Origin of the sequence: Pseudomonas migulae NBRC 103157, assembly GCF_002091715.1 — a bacterium.
Lineage (GTDB): Bacteria > Pseudomonadota > Gammaproteobacteria > Pseudomonadales > Pseudomonadaceae > Aquipseudomonas > Aquipseudomonas migulae_A.
Genome location: NZ_BDAG01000004.1, coordinates 65675 through 82594, shown reverse-complemented (window position 1 = coordinate 82594; position 16920 = coordinate 65675). Strand labels below are relative to the sequence as shown.

Here is a 16920-nt window from a genome sequence, read left to right as displayed (position 1 = left end):
GAGGTCAACAATCAGGATAGGCCGGGTATAGTAACCCGCTATCGTCAAGGAGCCGCTCATGCGCCAGAAACCCACCATCCTCGCCCGCGAGATTGTCGCCACCAGCCGTTTGTTCTGCGTCGAAGAGCTGAAACTGCGCTTCTCCAATGGCGCGGAGCGCACTTATGAGCGACTGGTCGGCAAAGGCGCCGGGTATGGCGCGGTGATGATCGTGGCGATGATCGATTCGGACCACGCGGTGTTGGTCGAGGAATATTGCGGCGGCACCGATGAATACGAGCTGTCGCTGCCCAAAGGCTTGGTCGAGCCGGGTGAAGACGTGCTGGCGGCGGCCGAGCGTGAGCTCAAGGAAGAAGCCGGGTATGGCGCGCGACAGCTGGAACACCTGACCGAGTTGTCCCTGTCCCCGGGTTACATGAGCCAGAAAATCCAGGTGGTGCTCGCCACCGACCTGTACGAAGAGCGACTGGAGGGCGACGAGCCCGAGCCGATGGGCGTGGACAAGATCAATCTGCGCGAACTGTCCGGCCTGGCCCAGAACCCGCGATTCACTGAGGGCCGTGCCTTGGCGGCGCTCTACCTGGCCCGTGATCTGCTGACTCAGCGAGGAGTGTTCCTGCCATGAATTTTCCGCATCCATTGATGGCGCCGGTGGTCGAACTGGCATTGAAGGCTGGCGACGCGATCCTGCCGTTCTGGCGTACCGGCACAGCGGTGACCGCCAAGGCCGACGATTCACCGGTCACTGCAGCCGATCTGGCCGCTCATCATCTGATTCTGGCCGGGCTGACCGCGCTGGACCCGAGCATTCCGGTGTTGTCCGAAGAAGATGCCAACATCCCCCAGAGCGTGCGTGCCGGCTGGCAGCGCTGGTGGCTGGTCGATCCGCTGGACGGGACCAAGGAATTCATCTCGGGCAGTGAAGAGTTCACCGTCAACATCGCGCTGATCGAGCAAGGTCGCGTGGTGTTTGGTGTGGTGTCGATGCCGACCAACGGGCGTTTCTACGTCGGTGGTGCAGGGCTGGGCGCGTGGCGTGGCGATAAAGGCGCCGAGCCATTGTCGATTCAGGTTCGCACCGTGCCCGCCCCGGGCGAGGCCTTCACGGTCGTCGCCAGTCGTCGGCATTCAAGCCCGGAGCAGGAACGTTTGCTGGCCGGATTGAGTGACAGTCTCGGTGAGCTGCAACTGGCGAATATCGGTAGTTCGCTGAAATTTTGCCTGCTGGCGGAAGGGGCGGCGGATTGTTATCCGCGTCTGGCGCCCACTTCGCAGTGGGATACGGCGGCTGCGCAAGGCGTTCTCGAAGGTGCGGGCGGCGAAGTGCTGGAGTTGAGCGGTGTACCGTTCAGCTATCCGGCGCGGGAGTCTTTGCGGAACGAGTTCTTCCTGGCGCTGCCGGCCAAAGCGGCTTGGCGTGAAAAACTGCTGACTCTCGCTAATCTGTAGGAGCCGGCTTGCTGGCGATCCAGGCAGCGCGGTTTATCAGTTTCACCGCGTCGCCTGGATCGCCAGCAAGCCGGCTCCCACAGAGGTTTACCGGTGCAGGACGTACTGCCCGGTAAACGTCACTGCATCGTCACCGCTATCGGCATTCACAATCCGTGAATGCAGCGTCAGTCGTGCTCTTCCATAACGCTGATACATCGCCAGAAATTTCTTCCACACCGCCGCACTCGGCGCCTGGCAAATCGCTGTGGCGTCCGTGGTCACCGGCAGCGGATAGCTGATCTGCCCTTCGTGAATCACGATGTGCCCATCCTCAATCCCTTCTTCGCGCAAGCGCAAATGCAGCCAGCCCCAACCCGCCAGCACTGCGCCGCAATACAGGCTGCCGCCGAACATGGTGCTCTTGTGATTGACGTTGGCTTCCAGCGGCAAGTACAGGCGCAACTGCTGGTCGTGCCAGTCGAGCACTTTGACGCCCATGGCCTGCGTCAGGGGAATGTCGCGGTGGAGGACTGATTCCAGGTGACGACTGTCGCGGTTCATGAAGGGGCCTTTTGCTTGAAGAGGAAGGATTGACGGTCGCTCAATCGAGTTCGTCGGTGGGGTGATGGTCGGCAAAGTTCAGCCCGTGCTTGCGCAGTTTGTCGTGCAAGGTCTTGCGCGGGATGCCGAGGGCTTCGGCGAGGCTGCGGACCGAGCTGTGAGAGCGCGCCAGTTCGGCGGCAATCAGCGATTTCTCGAAGTTTTCCACCTGCTCGCTCAACCCGCCACTGACTACTTCAACCGATGTGCTCGCCCCGCCCTCCGGCGCGCTGTTGTCCAGCGCCAGTTCCAGGCCCAGGGCAAAACGTTCGGCGGCGTTTTGCAACTCCCGCACGTTACCCGGCCAAGTGTGACGCAGCAGCAACGCCCGCTGTCCCGGTTGCAGTTCGTGGGGCGGCAAACCATGGCGGGCACTGGCTTCATCGGCGAAATGCTGGAACAGCATCAGCGCGTCTTCGCCACGTTCGCGCAGCGGTGGAATGCGCAGCGGCGCGACGTTGAGACGGTAATACAAGTCGGCACGGAAGCGCCCCTGATCGGCGGACTGACGCAGGTCTTCCTTGGTCGCGGCGATGATGCGGATGTCCAGCGGGATCAGTTGATTGCCACCCAGGCGCTCGACCACCCGCTCTTGCAGCAAGCGCAGCAACTTCACCTGCACGTCCAGGCTCATGCTTTCGATTTCATCGAGGAACAGCGTGCCGCCGTTGGCGAATTCGAACTTGCCGATGCGGCGCTTTTGTGCGCCGGTAAAAGCGCCCGGCTCGTGGCCGAACAGTTCGCTTTCCACCACCGACTCGGCCAGGGCGCCGGCGTTGATCGCCACGAACGGGCCGTTACGCCGGCTCGACAAATCGTGCAGCGCCCGGGCCACGACCTCTTTACCGGCACCGGTTTCGCCGAGAATCAGCACGTCGGCCTTGGTCGCCGCCAATGCGCCGATCTGCTCGCGCAGGCGCAGCATTGGTGCCGATTGCCCGACCAGTCGCGCGCTCAGTTCATTGCGGTCGCTCAGGGCCAGGCGCAGGCTGCGGTTATCCAGCACCAACCGGCGCAAGGCCAATGCGCGGCGCACGCTGTCGAGCAGGGCATCGCTGGCGAAGGGTTTTTCCAGGAAGTCATAAGCGCCGGTGCGCATCGCTTGCACCGCCAGCGGCACGTCGCCGTGGCCGGTGATCAGCAGCACTGGCAGCTCGGGGTCTTGCGCGTGCAGTTCGGTCAGCAACTCAAGACCGTCCATGCCCGGCATGCGGATATCGCTGACCACCACCCCCGGCCAGTCGCGCTCCAGTTGCCCGGCCACGCCCTTGGCTTCGGCGAGCGGCAGGATTTTCAGGCCCGCCAGGTCCAGCGTCTGGCTCAGGGCCTGACGCAAATGGGGATCGTCGTCGATCAACACGACCTGGATGCGGTTGTCGATGGTCATGCACTTCGGTCCTCGGACGGTTGCAGGCTCACGCCCGGTGCGCCTGCGCGCAGTTTCAGGGTAATCAGGGCGCCGCCTTCCTTGTGGTTGGCGAACGACAGTTCACCGCCGAAGGCGCGCATCAGGGTCTCGCAAATCGCCAGCCCCAGACCCAGCCCCTGCGTGCGGGTCTTGGTGGTGTAGAAAGGCTCGCTGGCGCGGCCAAGGGCTTCCATGCAAAAGCCGGGGCCGTTGTCGCGAATGTACAGAATGACGCCGTCGGCGGTGGATTGGGCACTCAACCAGAGTTTACGCGGCGGACCTTTTTCCGTCAGCGCGTCCAGCGCGTTGGCCAGCAGGTTGCCGAGCACCTGGCGCAATCGGGTTTCCCCGGCTTCGACCCACAGCGTGGCGGCCGGCAAGTCGCGGATCAGCTCGACCTCCATGCTCCGCCGGCGCTTGGCCAACAGCGCCAGCGCGTCATCCAGCGCCGGTTGCAGCGCGACACTTTCCGGGGCGTGGCGATCACGTCGGGCAAAGGCCCGCAGGTGCGCAATGATCGAGGCCATGCGCCCGGTCAGTTCACTGATCAACTTGAGGTTGCCACGCGCATCGTCGGTGCGCTCGTGATCAAGCAGTACCTCGGCGTTTTCCGCGTAGCTGCGGATCGCTGCCAGCGGCTGATTGAGTTCGTGGCTGATGCTCGCCGACATGGTCCCCAGCGCTGACAGCTTGCCGGCCTGCACCAGATCATCCTGGGCACGCACCAGTTCCTGCTGGGCATGTTCACGCTCCAGCACTTCCTGTTTCAGCCGACGGTTGAGGCCTTCGAGGTCGCTGGTGCGTTCGGCGACACGGCCTTCAAGTTCCCGACGGGCCTTGGCTTCGAAGGCGATTCGATCGAGGTAGTGACGACGGCGCTGCATCATCAGGCCGAGCAGCAGCATCAACACCAGCAGCGTCGCGCCACCGATGGCGACCACCGTGCGCACCGGGCGGTCGATCAGGGTGCGCGGCGCAAGGATGCTGACGCTCCAGCCGGTTTCGTCGATCTGCCGGGTCTGGGTCAGCCACGCGTCCGGATCGAGGTTCAAAGGCTTGGGGTCGCGGGTCGGGTAGGGCTGAATCGCGGTGATCGCCTCACGCTCGGCGTCGCTCAACGGACGGGTCGCGCGAAACCGCCATTCGGGCCGCGAGGTGAGAATGACCACGCCGTTGTGGTCGGTCACCAGCAGTTGTTCCGGGGTTTTGCCCCAGAGGCTTTCGGTATGGTCCAGGTCAACCTTGACCACCAGCACACCGATGATTTTTTCGCGATCACGGACCGCTGCCGCGAAGAAGTAACCGCGTTTGGCCGACGTGGTGCCCAGGCCGAAAAAGCGCCCCAGACGCCCGGCCATGGCCTCACTGAAATACGGCCGAAAGGCGAAATTGCGCCCGACGAAACTGTCGTGCTTGTCCCAGTTGGAGGCGGCGAGCGTCTTGCCCGTGGTGTCCATCAGGTACATGACTTCGGCACCGGTCTGGGCGCTGATGTTCTTCAGCAGTCGGTTGGCGTTGCCCTGGGTTACGCCGTCGTCCGGTGCAGACAGGTCAGCGCGCAGGGCCGGCAGGTCGCCAAGAATCTGTGGCATCACTTCATAGCGATGCAGTGTGCCCAGCAGGTTGGCGACGTACAGGTCGAGGGTCTGACGGTTCTGTCCGGCCAGTTCGCTGCGGTAGTAACGCTCGGCCAGATGCTCCAGCGGCCACAGCAATGGCGCCAGGCACAGCGCAAGCAGGGCCAGGCTGCGCCAGCGGGGTCGGCGGGGAAGGGTCGAGTTCATGAGCATCAGGCGCCTGTGGGTACAGGCGCATTATGCCTAGGCTTGTCCGGCAAGACACTCGCGCAGCGCAGTTTGCCAGTCAGGCTGACTGACGCCCCATTCGCGCTGCAGGCGACTGCAATCGAGTCGTGAGTTCAGCGGGCGGGTGGCGGGTGTCGGGTAGTCGCTGGTGGTTATCGGCAGCAGGTTTGCGCACGGCTTTCCCTGTTCCCGCAGCGCTTCGCCGATGGCCTGGGCGAAACCGAACCACGAGGTTTCACCCTGCGCGGTCAGGTGATAAGTGCCCCAGGCGCCAGTCTCGCCAGCCTGCCAGCGTTCGATCAGGGCGAGGGTACTGTTGGCGATCGTGCCGGCCCAGGTGGGGGCTCCGATCTGGTCGGCGACGATGCGCAACTCCGGTTTTTCCTGCAGCAGGCGTTGCATGGTCAGCAGAAAATTGTGGCCGTGTGCCGAGTAGACCCAACTGGTGCGCAGGATCAGGTGCTTGCCCTGTACTGCTGTGATCGCCTGTTCACCGGCCAGTTTGCTCTGACCGTAAACGCCAAGCGGGTTGGTCGCATCTGTTTCGGTGTACGGCGCGCCTTTGCGGCCGTCGAACACGTAATCGGTGGAGTATTGGATCAACGGGATGCCAAGCGCCGCAGCTTCTTCAGCCAGAATACCCGGGGCCTGCGCATTGACGACGAAAGCGGCTGCGGCATCGCTTTCAGCCTTGTCGACCGCCGTATAAGCCGCGGCGTTGATGATCAGGTCGGGACGAACGTGCCGCACCTGCCGACGAATCTGCTCCGGTTGAGCCAGGTCAAGCTGATCGCGACCTGGAACCACCAGCTCCCCCAAAACCTTCAGGCGTTTCTGCAACTCACTTGAAACCTGTCCATGTTGACCGCTGATAAGAATTCTCATGGAAACAGATCGATCTCTTGCAAGGTTTTGCCTAGTTGGTCTTTGGCCGAAAGCTGGGGTGCTTCATCCAGCTGCCAATCGATGGCGAGCGTCGGGTCGTCCCAACGAATGCAACGTTCGGCGGACGGGTTGTAATAGTCCGTGGTCTTGTAGAGGAACTCGGCGACATCGCTCAACACGACAAACCCATGGGCAAAACCTTCGGGTACCCAGAGTTGGTGACGGTTTTGCGCGGACAGACGCACCGCCACCCATTTGCCGAAATTCGCTGAGCTGCGACGAACGTCCACCGCGACATCAAGCACTTCGCCAACCGTTACCCGCACCAGTTTCCCCTGGGTGTTTTCCAGTTGATAGTGCAGGCCCCGCAGGACGCCTTTTTGCGAGCGAGAGTGGTTGTCCTGAACGAACTGCCTCTTCAGGCCGGTGACCTCTTCGAACGCCTTGGCATTGAAGCTCTCGTAGAAAAAGCCGCGCTCGTCGCCGAAGACCTTGGGTTCAAGGATCAACACACCGGGCAGCGCGGTTTCAATCACATTCATTGTCCACCCTCAGCCAGTTTGTAAAGGTACTGACCATAACCGGTCTTGCCAAAATACTTGGCGCGCTCGAGCAAATGCTCGCGGTCGATCCAGCCTTTTTCGTAAGCGATTTCTTCGAGGCAGGCGACTTTCAGCCCTTGGCGATGCTCGATGGTCTGCACGTACTGGGACGCTTCGAGCAGGCTGTCGTGAGTGCCGGTATCCAACCAGGCGAAACCGCGACCGAAGCGCTCGACCTGCAGATCGCCGCGCTTGAGGTAGGCATTGTTGACGTCGGTGATCTCCAGCTCACCGCGAGGCGAGGGCTTCACGGCCTTGGCGATGTCGATCACATCGTTGTCGTAGAAGTACAGGCCGGTTACGGCGTAGCTGGATTTCGGTACTGTCGGTTTTTCTTCGATCGACAGGGCGCGGCCTTCGTCGTCGAAATCGATCACGCCGAAGCGCTCCGGGTCTTTGACCCAGTAACCGAACACGGTGGCACCAGAAGGGCGATTGACGGCGTTGTTCAACTGTTCGCTGAAGCGCTGACCATGGAAGATGTTATCGCCGAGGATCAGGCACACCGGATCCTTGCCAATGAATTCCTCACCAATCAGAAAGGCCTGGGCCAGGCCATCCGGCGAAGGCTGTTCGGCGTAGCTGATATGCACGCCGAACTGACTGCCATCCCCCAGCAGATTGCGATACTGCGGCAGGTCCTGCGGGGTGGAGATCACCAGGATTTCCTTGATGCCGGCCAGCATCAGGACCGAGATCGGGTAGTAGATCATCGGTTTGTCGTAGATCGGCAGCAGCTGTTTGGACACGCCCAGCGTGATCGGGTGCAGGCGTGTGCCCGAACCCCCGGCCAACACAATTCCTTTCATCATGCGATCAACTCCTTGGTATTGATGGCGCCCAGTCGTTCACCCTGATAGCTGCCGTCCTGAACACGGCGGCACCACTCCAGGTTTTCCAGATACCACTGGACGGTTTTGCGCAGGCCGGTCTCGAAGGTTTCTTCGGGCGTCCAGCCGAGTTCGCGCTCAATCTTGCTGGCGTCGATCGCGTAGCGCAGGTCATGGCCAGGACGGTCCTGGACGAAAGTGATCAGGTCGGCGAAGTGCGCGACGCCTTCAGGCTTGTTCGGTGCCAGCTCTTCGAGCAGTGCGCAGATGCCACGCACCACGTCGATGTTCTTCTGCTCGTTGTGACCGCCGATGTTGTAGGTCTCGCCGACCACGCCTTCGGTGACCACTTTGAACAGTGCGCGGGCGTGATCCTCGACAAACAGCCAGTCGCGAACCTGCAGGCCGTTACCGTAGACAGGCAGCGGCTTGCCGGCGAGGGCGTTGAGAATCACCAGCGGGATCAGTTTTTCGGGGAAGTGGAACGGCCCGTAGTTGTTCGAGCAGTTGGTCAGCAATACCGGCAGGCCGTAGGTGCGCTGCCAGGCGCGGACCAAGTGGTCGGAGGCTGCCTTGCTGGCGGAATACGGTGAGCTCGGCGCGTACGGGGTCGTTTCCGTGAACAGGTCATCGACGCCATGCAGGTCGCCGTAGACCTCATCGGTGGAGATGTGGTGGAAGCGGAAAGCGCTTTTCTGCGGTTCGGCCAGGGTCTGCCAGTAGGCGCGAGCGGCCTCGAGCAGGCTGTAGGTGCCGACGATATTGGTTTGAATGAAATCCGACGGACCGTCGATGGAACGGTCGACGTGGGACTCGGCCGCCAGATGCATGATCGCATGCGGCTGGAAACGTGCCAGCACGGCGCTGACGGTGGCCTGATCAACGATATCGGCCTGCACGAATTCGTAGCGTGTGTCGTTGGCAATGCTGGTCAGCGATTCCAGATTGCCAGCGTAGGTCAGTTTGTCCAGGTTGAGCACTTCATGCTCAGTGTGCCGAATCAGGTGGCGAACCAGGGCAGAGCCAATGAAACCGGCACCGCCGGTGATGAGAATACGCATGTTGGCCAGCCTTTATCTGTAAGACGATTGAAGCAAATGAGCATAGCTTGTCGGCAGGAGAGGGGTGGTGCAATAGGGTTGTGACGGCTATTTGGATTTTGATGGATGCGCGGGGGTTGATTATCGACCGACGCAGTGGCGATATAGGTGCCTAATAAAATTTCAGGGGTCGTTGTATGCCGCTCGCTACGTTGATTCATCGCGCCAGTTTGCCCAGCCCGCAGGTGTCTGCGGTGCAAGCGCTAGAGCTGCTCGAGGGGCATTACGGGCTGAGCGGGCGATTGCAGGCGCTCGGCAGCCAGCAGGATCTCAACTACCGCGTTGACAGTAAGCATGGGCGTTTCGTCCTGAAAATCTGCCGTGGCGACTATTCAGCGCTGGAACTGCAAGCCCAGCACGCCGGGCTCAAACATCTGGCCGAGCACTCCGGTGTGCCGGTGCCGCGAGTGATTGCCGCCCAGAACGGCGCCGACCTGCTGTCACTTGAAGTCGGCGGGCAAGCGGTGCATGTGCGCCTGCTCGAATACATCGAGGGCCAATCGCTCACACACCTGGACCATCTGCCCGGATCCGTGGTGGCCGGTTTCGGCCGGCTCTGCGGTGAAATGGACCAGGCGCTGGCCGATTTCAACCATCCGGGTCTCCAGCGCACCCTTCAGTGGGATGCGCGTCACGCCAACGCCTTGATCGCACATTTGCTGCCGGTCATTGAAGATGACGCGCAGCGAGCCTTGATCGCGCAAGTGGCCGAACAGGCCGAGCGGCATTTGCAGCCGCTGGTGGACAAGTTGCCGATGCAGGCCATCCACATGGACATCACCGATGACAACGTGGTCTGGCAGCGTGATTCGCAACGCCAGTGGCAACTGCAGGGGGTGATCGATTTCGGCGACCTGATCCGCACCTGGCGCATCACCGACCTCTCGGTAACCTGCGCGGCGCTGCTGCATCATGCCGGCGGCGATCCGTTCTACATCTTGCCGGCGGTCCAGGCCTATCACGCGGTCAATCCGTTGCAACACGAAGAACTGCTGGCGCTGTGGCCGCTGATCGTCTCGCGGGCGGCGGTGCTGGTGCTCAGCGGCGAACAGCAGGTCAGCATCGATCCGGGTAACCAGTACAGTCGCGACAACCTGACCCACGAGTGGGAAATTTTCCGCGTGGCCACCTCGGTGCCGCTGGCGTTGATGGAAGCGGCGATCCTCACGTCTGTCGGCCAGAGCCTGCCAGACATTGGCAGCGAAGGCTTTGCGCCGTTGCTGCCGAGCCTGGTCGGACGTGAATTCGCCTTGATCGACCTGGGCGTACTCAGCCCGCATTTCGAGGCCGGTAACTGGGAGCAGGAAGGAATCGATCAGCGCCTGTTGAGCGAAGCGGCTGCAGCGCACGGCCTGGCTGCCAGCCGTTACGGACAATACCGTTTGTCCCGCACCCGCCCCGACAGTGCCAGCGAACCGGACACGTGCCCGCTGCATGTCGAGTTGCGAGTGCCCCAGGGCACGGCGGTCGAATCGCCGTTTGCCGGTGTGGTCCATCAACCGTCGCCGGGTGTGTTGCAACTCGACGGTCCACAGCTGAGCGTGCGGCTGTGGGGCGTGACGCCGTCGCTGCACACCGGCGCAGCGTTGGTCAAAGGCCAGGTGTTGGGCGCGGTCAGCGGTCCGTTGCGGGTGCAGTTGTGCCGAGGCGCCTCGTTCGACGCGCCGTTGTTTTGCACGCCTTCGCGCGCGGCGGCCTGGCAAGCGTTGTGTCCGTCGCCGGCATCGCTGCTGGGGCTGGCGTGCGACGCTGAAGCGGAGCTTGATTCGCAGACCTTGCTGGCGCGCCGCGATGCCAGTTTCGCCCGGACCCAGAAACACTATTACGTTGACCCGCCCCGCATCGAACGCGGCTGGCGCAATCACCTGATCGACATGCAGGGGCGCTCCTACCTCGACATGCTCAACAACGTCGCGGTGCTCGGTCACGGCCATCCACGCATGGCCGCGGTGGCCAGCCGTCAGTGGTCGCTGCTCAACACCAACTCGCGGTTCAACTACGCGGCGATTGCCGAATTTTCCGAGCGTTTGCTGAAGCTGTCGCCGGATGGCATGGACCGGGTGTTCCTGGTCAACAGCGGCAGCGAGGCCAATGACCTGGCAATTCGCCTGGCATGGGCCTACAGCGGCGGTCGCGACATCGTCAGCGTGCTGGAGGCCTATCACGGCTGGACGGTGGGCGCGGACGCGGTGTCGACGTCGATTGCCGACAACCCCAAGGCCTTGAGCAGCCGCCCGGACTGGGTGCACCCGGTGACGGCACCGAACACCTATCGCGGTGAATTCCGGGGCCCGGACAGTGCGCCGGATTATGTGCGTAGCGTCGAACACAACCTGGCGAAAATCGCCGCGCAAGGACGCCAGCTGGCCGGTTTCATTTGCGAACCGGTGTACGGCAATGCCGGCGGTATCTCGCTGCCGCCGGGTTATTTGAAACAGGTCTACGGGATGGTTCGCGCCCAAGGCGGCGTGTGCATCGCCGACGAAGTACAGGTCGGTTACGGGCGCATGGGTCACTTCTTCTGGGGCTTCGAAGAACAGGGTGTGGTGCCGGACATCATCACCATGGCCAAGGGCATGGGCAACGGCCAACCGCTGGGCGCGGTGATCACCCGCCGGGAAATCGCCGAAGCGCTGGAAGCCGAAGGTTATTTCTTCTCATCGGCGGGTGGCAGCCCTGTCAGTTGCCAGATCGGCATGGCCGTTCTGGATGTGATGGAAGAGGAAAAACTTTGGGAAAACGCCCAGGTCGTGGGCGGGTATTTCAAGGAGCGTCTTGAGGCGCTGATCGATCTTCATCCGCTGGTGGGCGCGGTGCACGGTTCCGGTTTTTATCTGGGCGTTGAATTGATCCGCGACCGCGAGACCCTGGAGCCGGCGACCGAAGAAACCACGGCGTTGTGCGATCGCCTGCGGGAGCTGGGGATCTTCATGCAGCCGACGGGGGATTATCTGAACGTCCTCAAAATCAAACCGCCGATGGTGACGTCGCGCCAGAGTGTGGATTTCTTTGTCGACATGATGGCGAAGGTGTTGGATGAAGGTTTGTAAGGCCTGAAATCGCTTTCGCGGGCAAGCCCGCTCCCACAGGTTTTATGTCGGATGCTGATAATGAGCACGACGCGAAACCTGTGGGAGCGGGCTTGCCCGCGAAGGCGTCATCAAAAACACTGACAAAACATCGATTGTTATCGGGTTTAAGTGCTGTTTTTTTCGACGGAAGGAAGATTAATCGCTTTTAAAGCCGATTTTTATCGGCTATAAAGTCGCCATTGCCGCGGCGTGCCTCATCACGCCCGCCACTTCCTTTTCTGTCATCGGTCGATGCCACACTCGACCTTAAAGCACTTGCCCGGAGATGATTCATGAGCCGTATCGTTACCGTCGCCGCCACCCAGATGGCCTGTTCCTGGGACCTTGAAGCCAACCTCGAAACCGCTGAAAGGCTGGTCCGTGAGGCCGCAGCCAAAGGCGCGCAGATCATCCTGATCCAGGAACTGTTCGAGGCGCCGTACTTCTGCCAGAAACCCAATCCGGATTACCTGCAACTGGCCACGACGGTGGAAGAGAACGTCGCCATCAAGCATTTCCAGAAAATCGCCAGGGAACTGCAAGTGGTGCTGCCGATCAGCTTCTATGAACGGGCCGGCCGCGCGCGTTTCAACAGCATCGCGATCATCGATGCCGACGGCAGCAACCTCGGGATTTATCGTAAAAGCCATATCCCGGACGGCCCTGGCTACCACGAAAAGTACTACTTCAACCCGGGCGACACCGGCTTCAAAGTGTGGAACACCCGTTACGCGAAAATCGGCGTGGGCATCTGCTGGGATCAGTGGTTCCCCGAGTGCGCCCGCAGCATGGCGTTGCTGGGTGCGGAAATTCTGTTCTACCCGACCGCCATCGGCAGCGAGCCGCACGACAAGACCATCTCGTCCCGTGACCATTGGCAGCGTGTGCAACAGGGCCATGCCGGCGCCAACCTGATGCCGCTGATCGCCAGCAACCGCATCGGCAATGAGGAGCAGGACGGGTACGACATCACCTTCTACGGCTCGTCGTTCATCGCCAACCAGTTCGGCGAGAAGGTCCAGGAACTCGATGAAACCGAAGAAGGCGTGCTGGTTCACAGCTTCGACCTCGACGAACTGGAGCACATTCGCAGCGCGTGGGGCTCGTTCCGTGATCGTCGCCCGAACCTATACAATGCGCTCAAAACCCTCGACGGTTCCCTGGAGTCCTGACTGCATGACCACTTTAAACAGCACCCCGCGCGCCGACGGCTTCTACATGCCTGCCGAGTGGGCGCCCCAAACCCAGACCTGGATGATCTGGCCCGAGCGTCCGGACAACTGGCGCCTGGGTGGCAAACCGGCGCAAGCCGCACACGTGGCGGTGGCTAAGGCCATCGCACGTTTCGAACCCGTGACGGTGGCGGTTTCCGCTGGCCAGTACGAAAACGCGCGTGCCCGTCTCGATGTACCGAATATTCGGGTGGTCGAGATGTCCAGTGACGACGCCTGGGTCCGCGACACAGGGCCGACGTTCGTCATCAATAACAGTGGCGAAGTCCGTGGTGTGAACTGGGATTTCAACGCGTGGGGCGGTTTTGACGGTGGCCTGTACTCGCCGTGGAATCGTGATTCGCAGGTCGGCGGCAAGATCCTCGAGATTGAACGCAGCCCGTGTTATCGCACCGAGGGCTTCGTGCTCGAAGGCGGGTCGATCCACGTTGATGGCGAAGGCACGCTGATCACTACCGAAGAATGCCTGCTCAACCGCAATCGCAACCCGCACCTGAACCGTGCAGACATCGAAGCGGTGCTCAGCGCCAACCTGGCTGTGGATAAAATCATCTGGCTGCCGGATGGCTTGTTCAACGACGAAACCGACGGCCATGTGGATAACTTCTGCTGCTACGTGCGTCCGGGTGAAGTGTTGCTGGCCTGGACCGACGACCCGCAAGACCCGAACTACCCGCGCTGCCAGGCGGCTATGAAAGTGCTGGAAAGCAGCACCGACGCCAAGGGGCGCCCATTCACGGTGCACAAGATGCCGATTCCGGGGCCGCTGTATGCGACCGAAGAAGAGTGCGCCGGCGTGGACCCGGTAGACGGAACCCAGGAGCGCAATCCGACCGTTCGTCTGGCCGGTTCCTACGTGAACTTCCTCATCGTCAACGGCGGCATCATCGCGCCGAGCTTCGACGATCCACTGGACGGCCCGGCCAAAGAGATTTTGCAGAGCCTGTTCCCGCAGCACGAAGTCGTCATGGTGCCGGGCCGCGAACTGTTACTGGGCGGCGGTAACATCCACTGCCTTACCCAACAGCAGCCTGCACCGCACAAAGAGTGAGTGCAGTTGTAACAGCCTGAGTTGACTGGAAAATCACTCGGACAACGGTTTTCCTTCGACGCCTTGCAAGAAGCCCGCAGCCCATCAGGACTGCGGGCTTTTTTGTATCCGCTGGTCGACCGTTCCGACACATTGGCACAGCTCTTGTATCTCTCCTGACGAGAAACAGGGAGGGGAGAACTTCGATGTTCTGTCATAAACCTTGGATAAGTTAGCCGCTCACAAACCAGGAGAGAGCGCGGAAATGAACGCCGAAATGAACGTAGTGAGCGAGCGGGCACTGCATCCCCTGGCAGTCAACAGCGAATCGCTCCAGATCCTGGCGCACTGGTTGAAGTCCAATGGAACGCGTCAGATCAGGGAGCCTGATCCGCGCCGGATGATGATCGAGCGCTATCCCGCTGGTTTATTCAGCGAGGCGGAGCTGGATGCGTTGTGGGATGTGATGGAAGGATAAAAAAAGAACGACAAAGGATTGATAAAAGCGCTGCCGGGAAGGCGGCGCTTTTTTATGGGCCATGATTTTATGCGAGTGACGCTGACCCCCTGTAGGAGCCGGCTTGCTGGCGATAGCGCTGACCCAGTCAATAAAGACATTGACTGGAAGACCGCTATCGCCAGCAAGCCGGCTCCTACAGGGATCAGCGTGATCTCGGAGTCTGGGGTGTTTAGAAGCTGTAAGTCCCGGTCACCACCAGGCTGCGCGGCTCACCCGGTTGAATCTGCGCAGCGCTGGTGGCGGACGAGTAGTAGGTTTTATCGCTGATGTTGTTCAGCGCCGCGCGCAAATCCCAGTCCTTCTGACGGAATCCGGCCAATGCATCCCAGCGGCCATAACCCGGCAGAACGGTGGTGTTGAGGTTATCCGCATAGCGGTCGCCGACCAGGGTCAGGCCGGTTTCGGCGTACCAGCCCATTTCCGGTTTCCAGGTCAGGAACAGACTGCCGTTGTGCTTGGCCACATTGCTGATGCGCTTGCCTTCAAAACCGTTGTTGTCCTTTTCGACCGTCGCGTCCTGCACGCCCACGCCACCGCGCACGTACCAGTTGCCGGCAATCTTGCCGGTGCCGGTCAGCTCGATCCCGCGGGAACGTTGCTTGCCGGAGAGCAAGGTGATGGTCGGGTTGAGCGGGTCACTGGTGCGACGGTTGTAGAGTTCCAGTTCGTAGATCGCCAGCGTGGTACTCAGGCGATCGTCGAGCCAGTCACTCTTCACGCCGATTTCTTTCTGCTTGGTCAGCTCGGGGCTCAGGTCGTTGGTATTGCCGGCAGCGCCCGGGGTGATGCCGATCAAACCGCCGCCGGCCGGCGAAAAGGTCTTGGTCCAGGAAGCGTAGAAGGAATGATTTTGCAGGGGCGTCCAGACCAGTCCTGCACGCGGGCTGGTGCTGTGGCTGTCGCGGTCTTCGGAGATGTTGCGCAGCTTGTTGGTCGACTCGATGTCGAAGGTGTCGTATCGCAGGCCGGCCAGCAATTGCCATTGATCATTCAGGCGTAGCTGATCCTGCACGTACACCGCACGGCTTTCGACTTCGGTGTGGTTGTCGCTGGACACTTGCATGCGCCCGGTGTGGCGCAAATCCCGATCCGGGTTATACAGATCCAGCGACGGCACGGCCTGGCGGCCAGGCCCGGTAGTGGCCGCTGTGTAGAGCTTCGGGTCACGGCGTTGACTGCCGATTTCAACGCCGGTCAGCAGGCGATGCTCAAGGCCGAACGTGTCGAAACCGCCTTCCAGCTCAATGTTGTTGTAGACGTTGCGAGTGGTCAGGTCCTGCTGCCAGTGCTGGCGCGTGACCCGGTTGGTCGCCGGTGTGTAGCCGGTGAGGTAGGTGTTGTCGAAATCGCTGTCGAGCTTGAACACCCCCAGCGTCTGGCGCAGTTGCCAGTCTTCGTTGATGTCGTAGCTGAGTTTCGAGCGCAGGGATTGCGACTTGTCGTCGATGAAATCGTGATCGCTGCCGTAGGTCGTATCCCGTCCGACGTCGGCCGGGCGTCCGTTTACACCGGGAATACCGCGATCCGGCGTACGGTTGTAGCGACTGTATTCGTACTGCACCAACCAATTCAGGTCGGGCGTCAGTTGCCAGCTCATCGACGGCGCAAACAACTGGCGATTGCCGCTGACGCCATCGCGAAAGCTGTTCTGGTCCATGTTGCCCATGTTCAGGCGCAGGCTGATGTTCTCGCTGGGATCGGTGCTCAGGTCGGCGTAAAGGCTGCGCAAATCGTTGCTGCCGCCCTGGGCTTCAATGGAGGAGCGGCGCCCGAACTCCGGCAACTTGCTGACACGGTTGACGATCCCGCCCTGGCTGCCACGGCCGTACAACACCGCTGCCGGGCCCTTGAGCACGTCGATGCGTTCGATGTTGTGCAGGTCGCGCACGTACTGACTGTCGTCGCGAATGCCGTCCAGATAGAAATCGTTACTGGCGTCGAAACCGCGGATGCGCAGGCTGTCGAAGCGGGTGTCGGCGCCGCTGCTGACGTTGGGAATGCCGCTCAGGGCGGTGCCCAGATCATTGGTGCCGTAATCGACGACGTTCGAGGTTTTTATCGAGTCGATGGCTTGTGGCACGTAGCGCACCGGTGTGGCGGTGCGGGTCGCGGTGCTGGTTTCTTTTACGCGTGGGTCGTCGGCTTCCGCTTCGGCGCTGATGGAGGTTTCTGGCAATGTTGTAGGGGCGGCGTAGGAAAAACCGGCAGACAGCAAAGTGCAGAGGCCAAGACTGAAGGGTGTTAGGCGAAAAGGGGCAGGCATTGAAGGACGCGTCCGTAGGGTTTTGGGGTGTAGCGTGTAGGGCGCGAATGATAATGCGTGCTATTTGCTTCCGTTAATTATTCCTGAAAAGTTCCTTGGTTTGATTGTTTCAATTTATGTCCAAGTTGTTACACCGCCTGTTT

The 16920-nt window shown here is 61.2% G+C and carries 14 protein-coding genes; 6 read left to right on the top strand and 8 right to left on the bottom strand.

Annotation, left to right across the window (positions count from 1 at the left end):
* Positions 1-58 precede the first annotated feature (58 nt).
* Entirely contained in the window at positions 59-625 is a 567-nt protein-coding gene (nudE, locus tag PMI01S_RS05035; protein WP_084318265.1) for an ADP compounds hydrolase NudE, read from the top strand.
* Positions 622-1449, top strand: a complete 828-nt coding sequence (gene cysQ, locus PMI01S_RS05030) for a 3'(2'),5'-bisphosphate nucleotidase CysQ (protein ID WP_084318264.1) — start codon at positions 622-624, stop codon at positions 1447-1449. Before nudE ends, cysQ begins: the two co-directional genes overlap by 4 nt.
* 87 nt (positions 1450-1536) lie before the next feature.
* Here the strand turns inward: cysQ and PMI01S_RS05025 are convergent, their stop codons facing one another.
* From PMI01S_RS05025 to rfbB, 7 genes are read right to left on the bottom strand one after another with little or no spacing between them, the layout of a single operon-like run.
* Complete coding sequence (locus tag PMI01S_RS05025; RefSeq protein WP_084318263.1) at positions 1537-1992, bottom strand: thioesterase domain-containing protein; 456 nt, start codon at positions 1990-1992, stop codon at positions 1537-1539.
* A 40-nt stretch (positions 1993-2032) separates the two neighbouring features.
* The gene (locus tag PMI01S_RS05020; protein ID WP_084318262.1) at positions 2033-3418 is read right to left on the bottom strand and encodes a sigma-54-dependent transcriptional regulator; all 1386 of its coding nucleotides are present in this window, start codon (positions 3416-3418) and stop codon (positions 2033-2035) included.
* The gene (locus PMI01S_RS05015; RefSeq protein WP_084318365.1) at positions 3415-5223 is read right to left on the bottom strand and encodes a sensor histidine kinase; all 1809 of its coding nucleotides are present in this window, start codon (positions 5221-5223) and stop codon (positions 3415-3417) included. Before PMI01S_RS05015 ends, PMI01S_RS05020 begins: the two co-directional genes overlap by 4 nt.
* Before the next feature lie 36 nt (positions 5224-5259).
* Entirely contained in the window at positions 5260-6129 is an 870-nt protein-coding gene (gene rfbD / locus PMI01S_RS05010) for a dTDP-4-dehydrorhamnose reductase (protein ID WP_084318261.1), read from the bottom strand.
* Entirely contained in the window at positions 6126-6671 is a 546-nt protein-coding gene (gene rfbC, locus PMI01S_RS05005) for a dTDP-4-dehydrorhamnose 3,5-epimerase (RefSeq protein ID WP_084318260.1), read from the bottom strand. Before rfbC ends, rfbD begins: the two co-directional genes overlap by 4 nt.
* Positions 6668-7543: a glucose-1-phosphate thymidylyltransferase RfbA gene (gene rfbA / locus PMI01S_RS05000; protein WP_084318259.1), complete on the bottom strand. Its 876-nt coding sequence runs from the start codon at positions 7541-7543 to the stop codon at positions 6668-6670. Before rfbA ends, rfbC begins: the two co-directional genes overlap by 4 nt.
* Positions 7540-8622, bottom strand: a complete 1083-nt coding sequence (gene rfbB / locus PMI01S_RS04995) for a dTDP-glucose 4,6-dehydratase (RefSeq protein ID WP_084318258.1) — start codon at positions 8620-8622, stop codon at positions 7540-7542. Before rfbB ends, rfbA begins: the two co-directional genes overlap by 4 nt.
* A 176-nt stretch (positions 8623-8798) precedes the next feature.
* On the opposite strand from rfbB, the gene PMI01S_RS04990 reads away from it, so the two are divergent.
* The 4 genes from PMI01S_RS04990 (at position 8799) to PMI01S_RS04975 (ending at position 14472) form a co-directional block, all read left to right on the top strand.
* Entirely contained in the window at positions 8799-11711 is a 2913-nt protein-coding gene (locus PMI01S_RS04990; RefSeq protein ID WP_084318257.1) for an aminotransferase, read from the top strand.
* A 314-nt stretch (positions 11712-12025) separates the two neighbouring features.
* Positions 12026-12904 (top strand): N-carbamoylputrescine amidase, encoded by an 879-nt coding sequence (gene aguB, locus PMI01S_RS04985; RefSeq protein ID WP_084318256.1) that lies wholly within the window; start codon positions 12026-12028, stop codon positions 12902-12904.
* A 4-nt stretch (positions 12905-12908) separates the two neighbouring features.
* Positions 12909-14015: an agmatine deiminase gene (aguA, locus tag PMI01S_RS04980; protein ID WP_084318255.1), complete on the top strand. Its 1107-nt coding sequence runs from the start codon at positions 12909-12911 to the stop codon at positions 14013-14015.
* Positions 14016-14259: 244 nt separating this feature from the next.
* Positions 14260-14472 (top strand): hypothetical protein, encoded by a 213-nt coding sequence (locus PMI01S_RS04975; protein WP_084318254.1) that lies wholly within the window; start codon positions 14260-14262, stop codon positions 14470-14472.
* Between the two features lie 211 nt (positions 14473-14683).
* On the opposite strand, the gene PMI01S_RS04970 is transcribed toward PMI01S_RS04975, so the two are convergent.
* Positions 14684-16777, bottom strand: coding sequence for a TonB-dependent receptor (locus tag PMI01S_RS04970; RefSeq protein ID WP_084318253.1), 2094 nt, complete (start codon positions 16775-16777; stop codon positions 14684-14686).
* Positions 16778-16920: the final 143 nt, after the last annotated feature.

Bases quoted from the DNA above. Each gene is read 5' to 3' on its own strand.
- rfbB (WP_084318258.1), bottom strand. From the start codon at position 8,622: ATGCGTATTCTCATCACCGGCGGTGCCGGTTTCATTGGCTCTGCCCTG.
- aguA (WP_084318255.1), top strand. From the start codon at position 12,909: ATGACCACTTTAAACAGCACCCCGCGCGCCGACGGCTTCTACATGCCT.
- rfbA (WP_084318259.1), bottom strand. From the start codon at position 7,543: ATGATGAAAGGAATTGTGTTGGCCGGGGGTTCGGGCACACGCCTGCAC.
- rfbC (WP_084318260.1), bottom strand. From the start codon at position 6,671: ATGAATGTGATTGAAACCGCGCTGCCCGGTGTGTTGATCCTTGAACCC.
- aguB (WP_084318256.1), top strand. From the start codon at position 12,026: ATGAGCCGTATCGTTACCGTCGCCGCCACCCAGATGGCCTGTTCCTGG.
- PMI01S_RS05020 (WP_084318262.1), bottom strand. From the start codon at position 3,418: ATGACCATCGACAACCGCATCCAGGTCGTGTTGATCGACGACGATCCC.
- PMI01S_RS05025 (WP_084318263.1), bottom strand. From the start codon at position 1,992: ATGAACCGCGACAGTCGTCACCTGGAATCAGTCCTCCACCGCGACATT.
- PMI01S_RS04970 (WP_084318253.1), bottom strand. From the start codon at position 16,777: ATGCCTGCCCCTTTTCGCCTAACACCCTTCAGTCTTGGCCTCTGCACT.
- PMI01S_RS04990 (WP_084318257.1), top strand. From the start codon at position 8,799: ATGCCGCTCGCTACGTTGATTCATCGCGCCAGTTTGCCCAGCCCGCAG.
- PMI01S_RS04975 (WP_084318254.1), top strand. From the start codon at position 14,260: ATGAACGCCGAAATGAACGTAGTGAGCGAGCGGGCACTGCATCCCCTG.
- nudE (WP_084318265.1), top strand. From the start codon at position 59: ATGCGCCAGAAACCCACCATCCTCGCCCGCGAGATTGTCGCCACCAGC.
- rfbD (WP_084318261.1), bottom strand. From the start codon at position 6,129: ATGAGAATTCTTATCAGCGGTCAACATGGACAGGTTTCAAGTGAGTTG.
- PMI01S_RS05015 (WP_084318365.1), bottom strand. From the start codon at position 5,223: ATGAACTCGACCCTTCCCCGCCGACCCCGCTGGCGCAGCCTGGCCCTG.
- cysQ (WP_084318264.1), top strand. From the start codon at position 622: ATGAATTTTCCGCATCCATTGATGGCGCCGGTGGTCGAACTGGCATTG.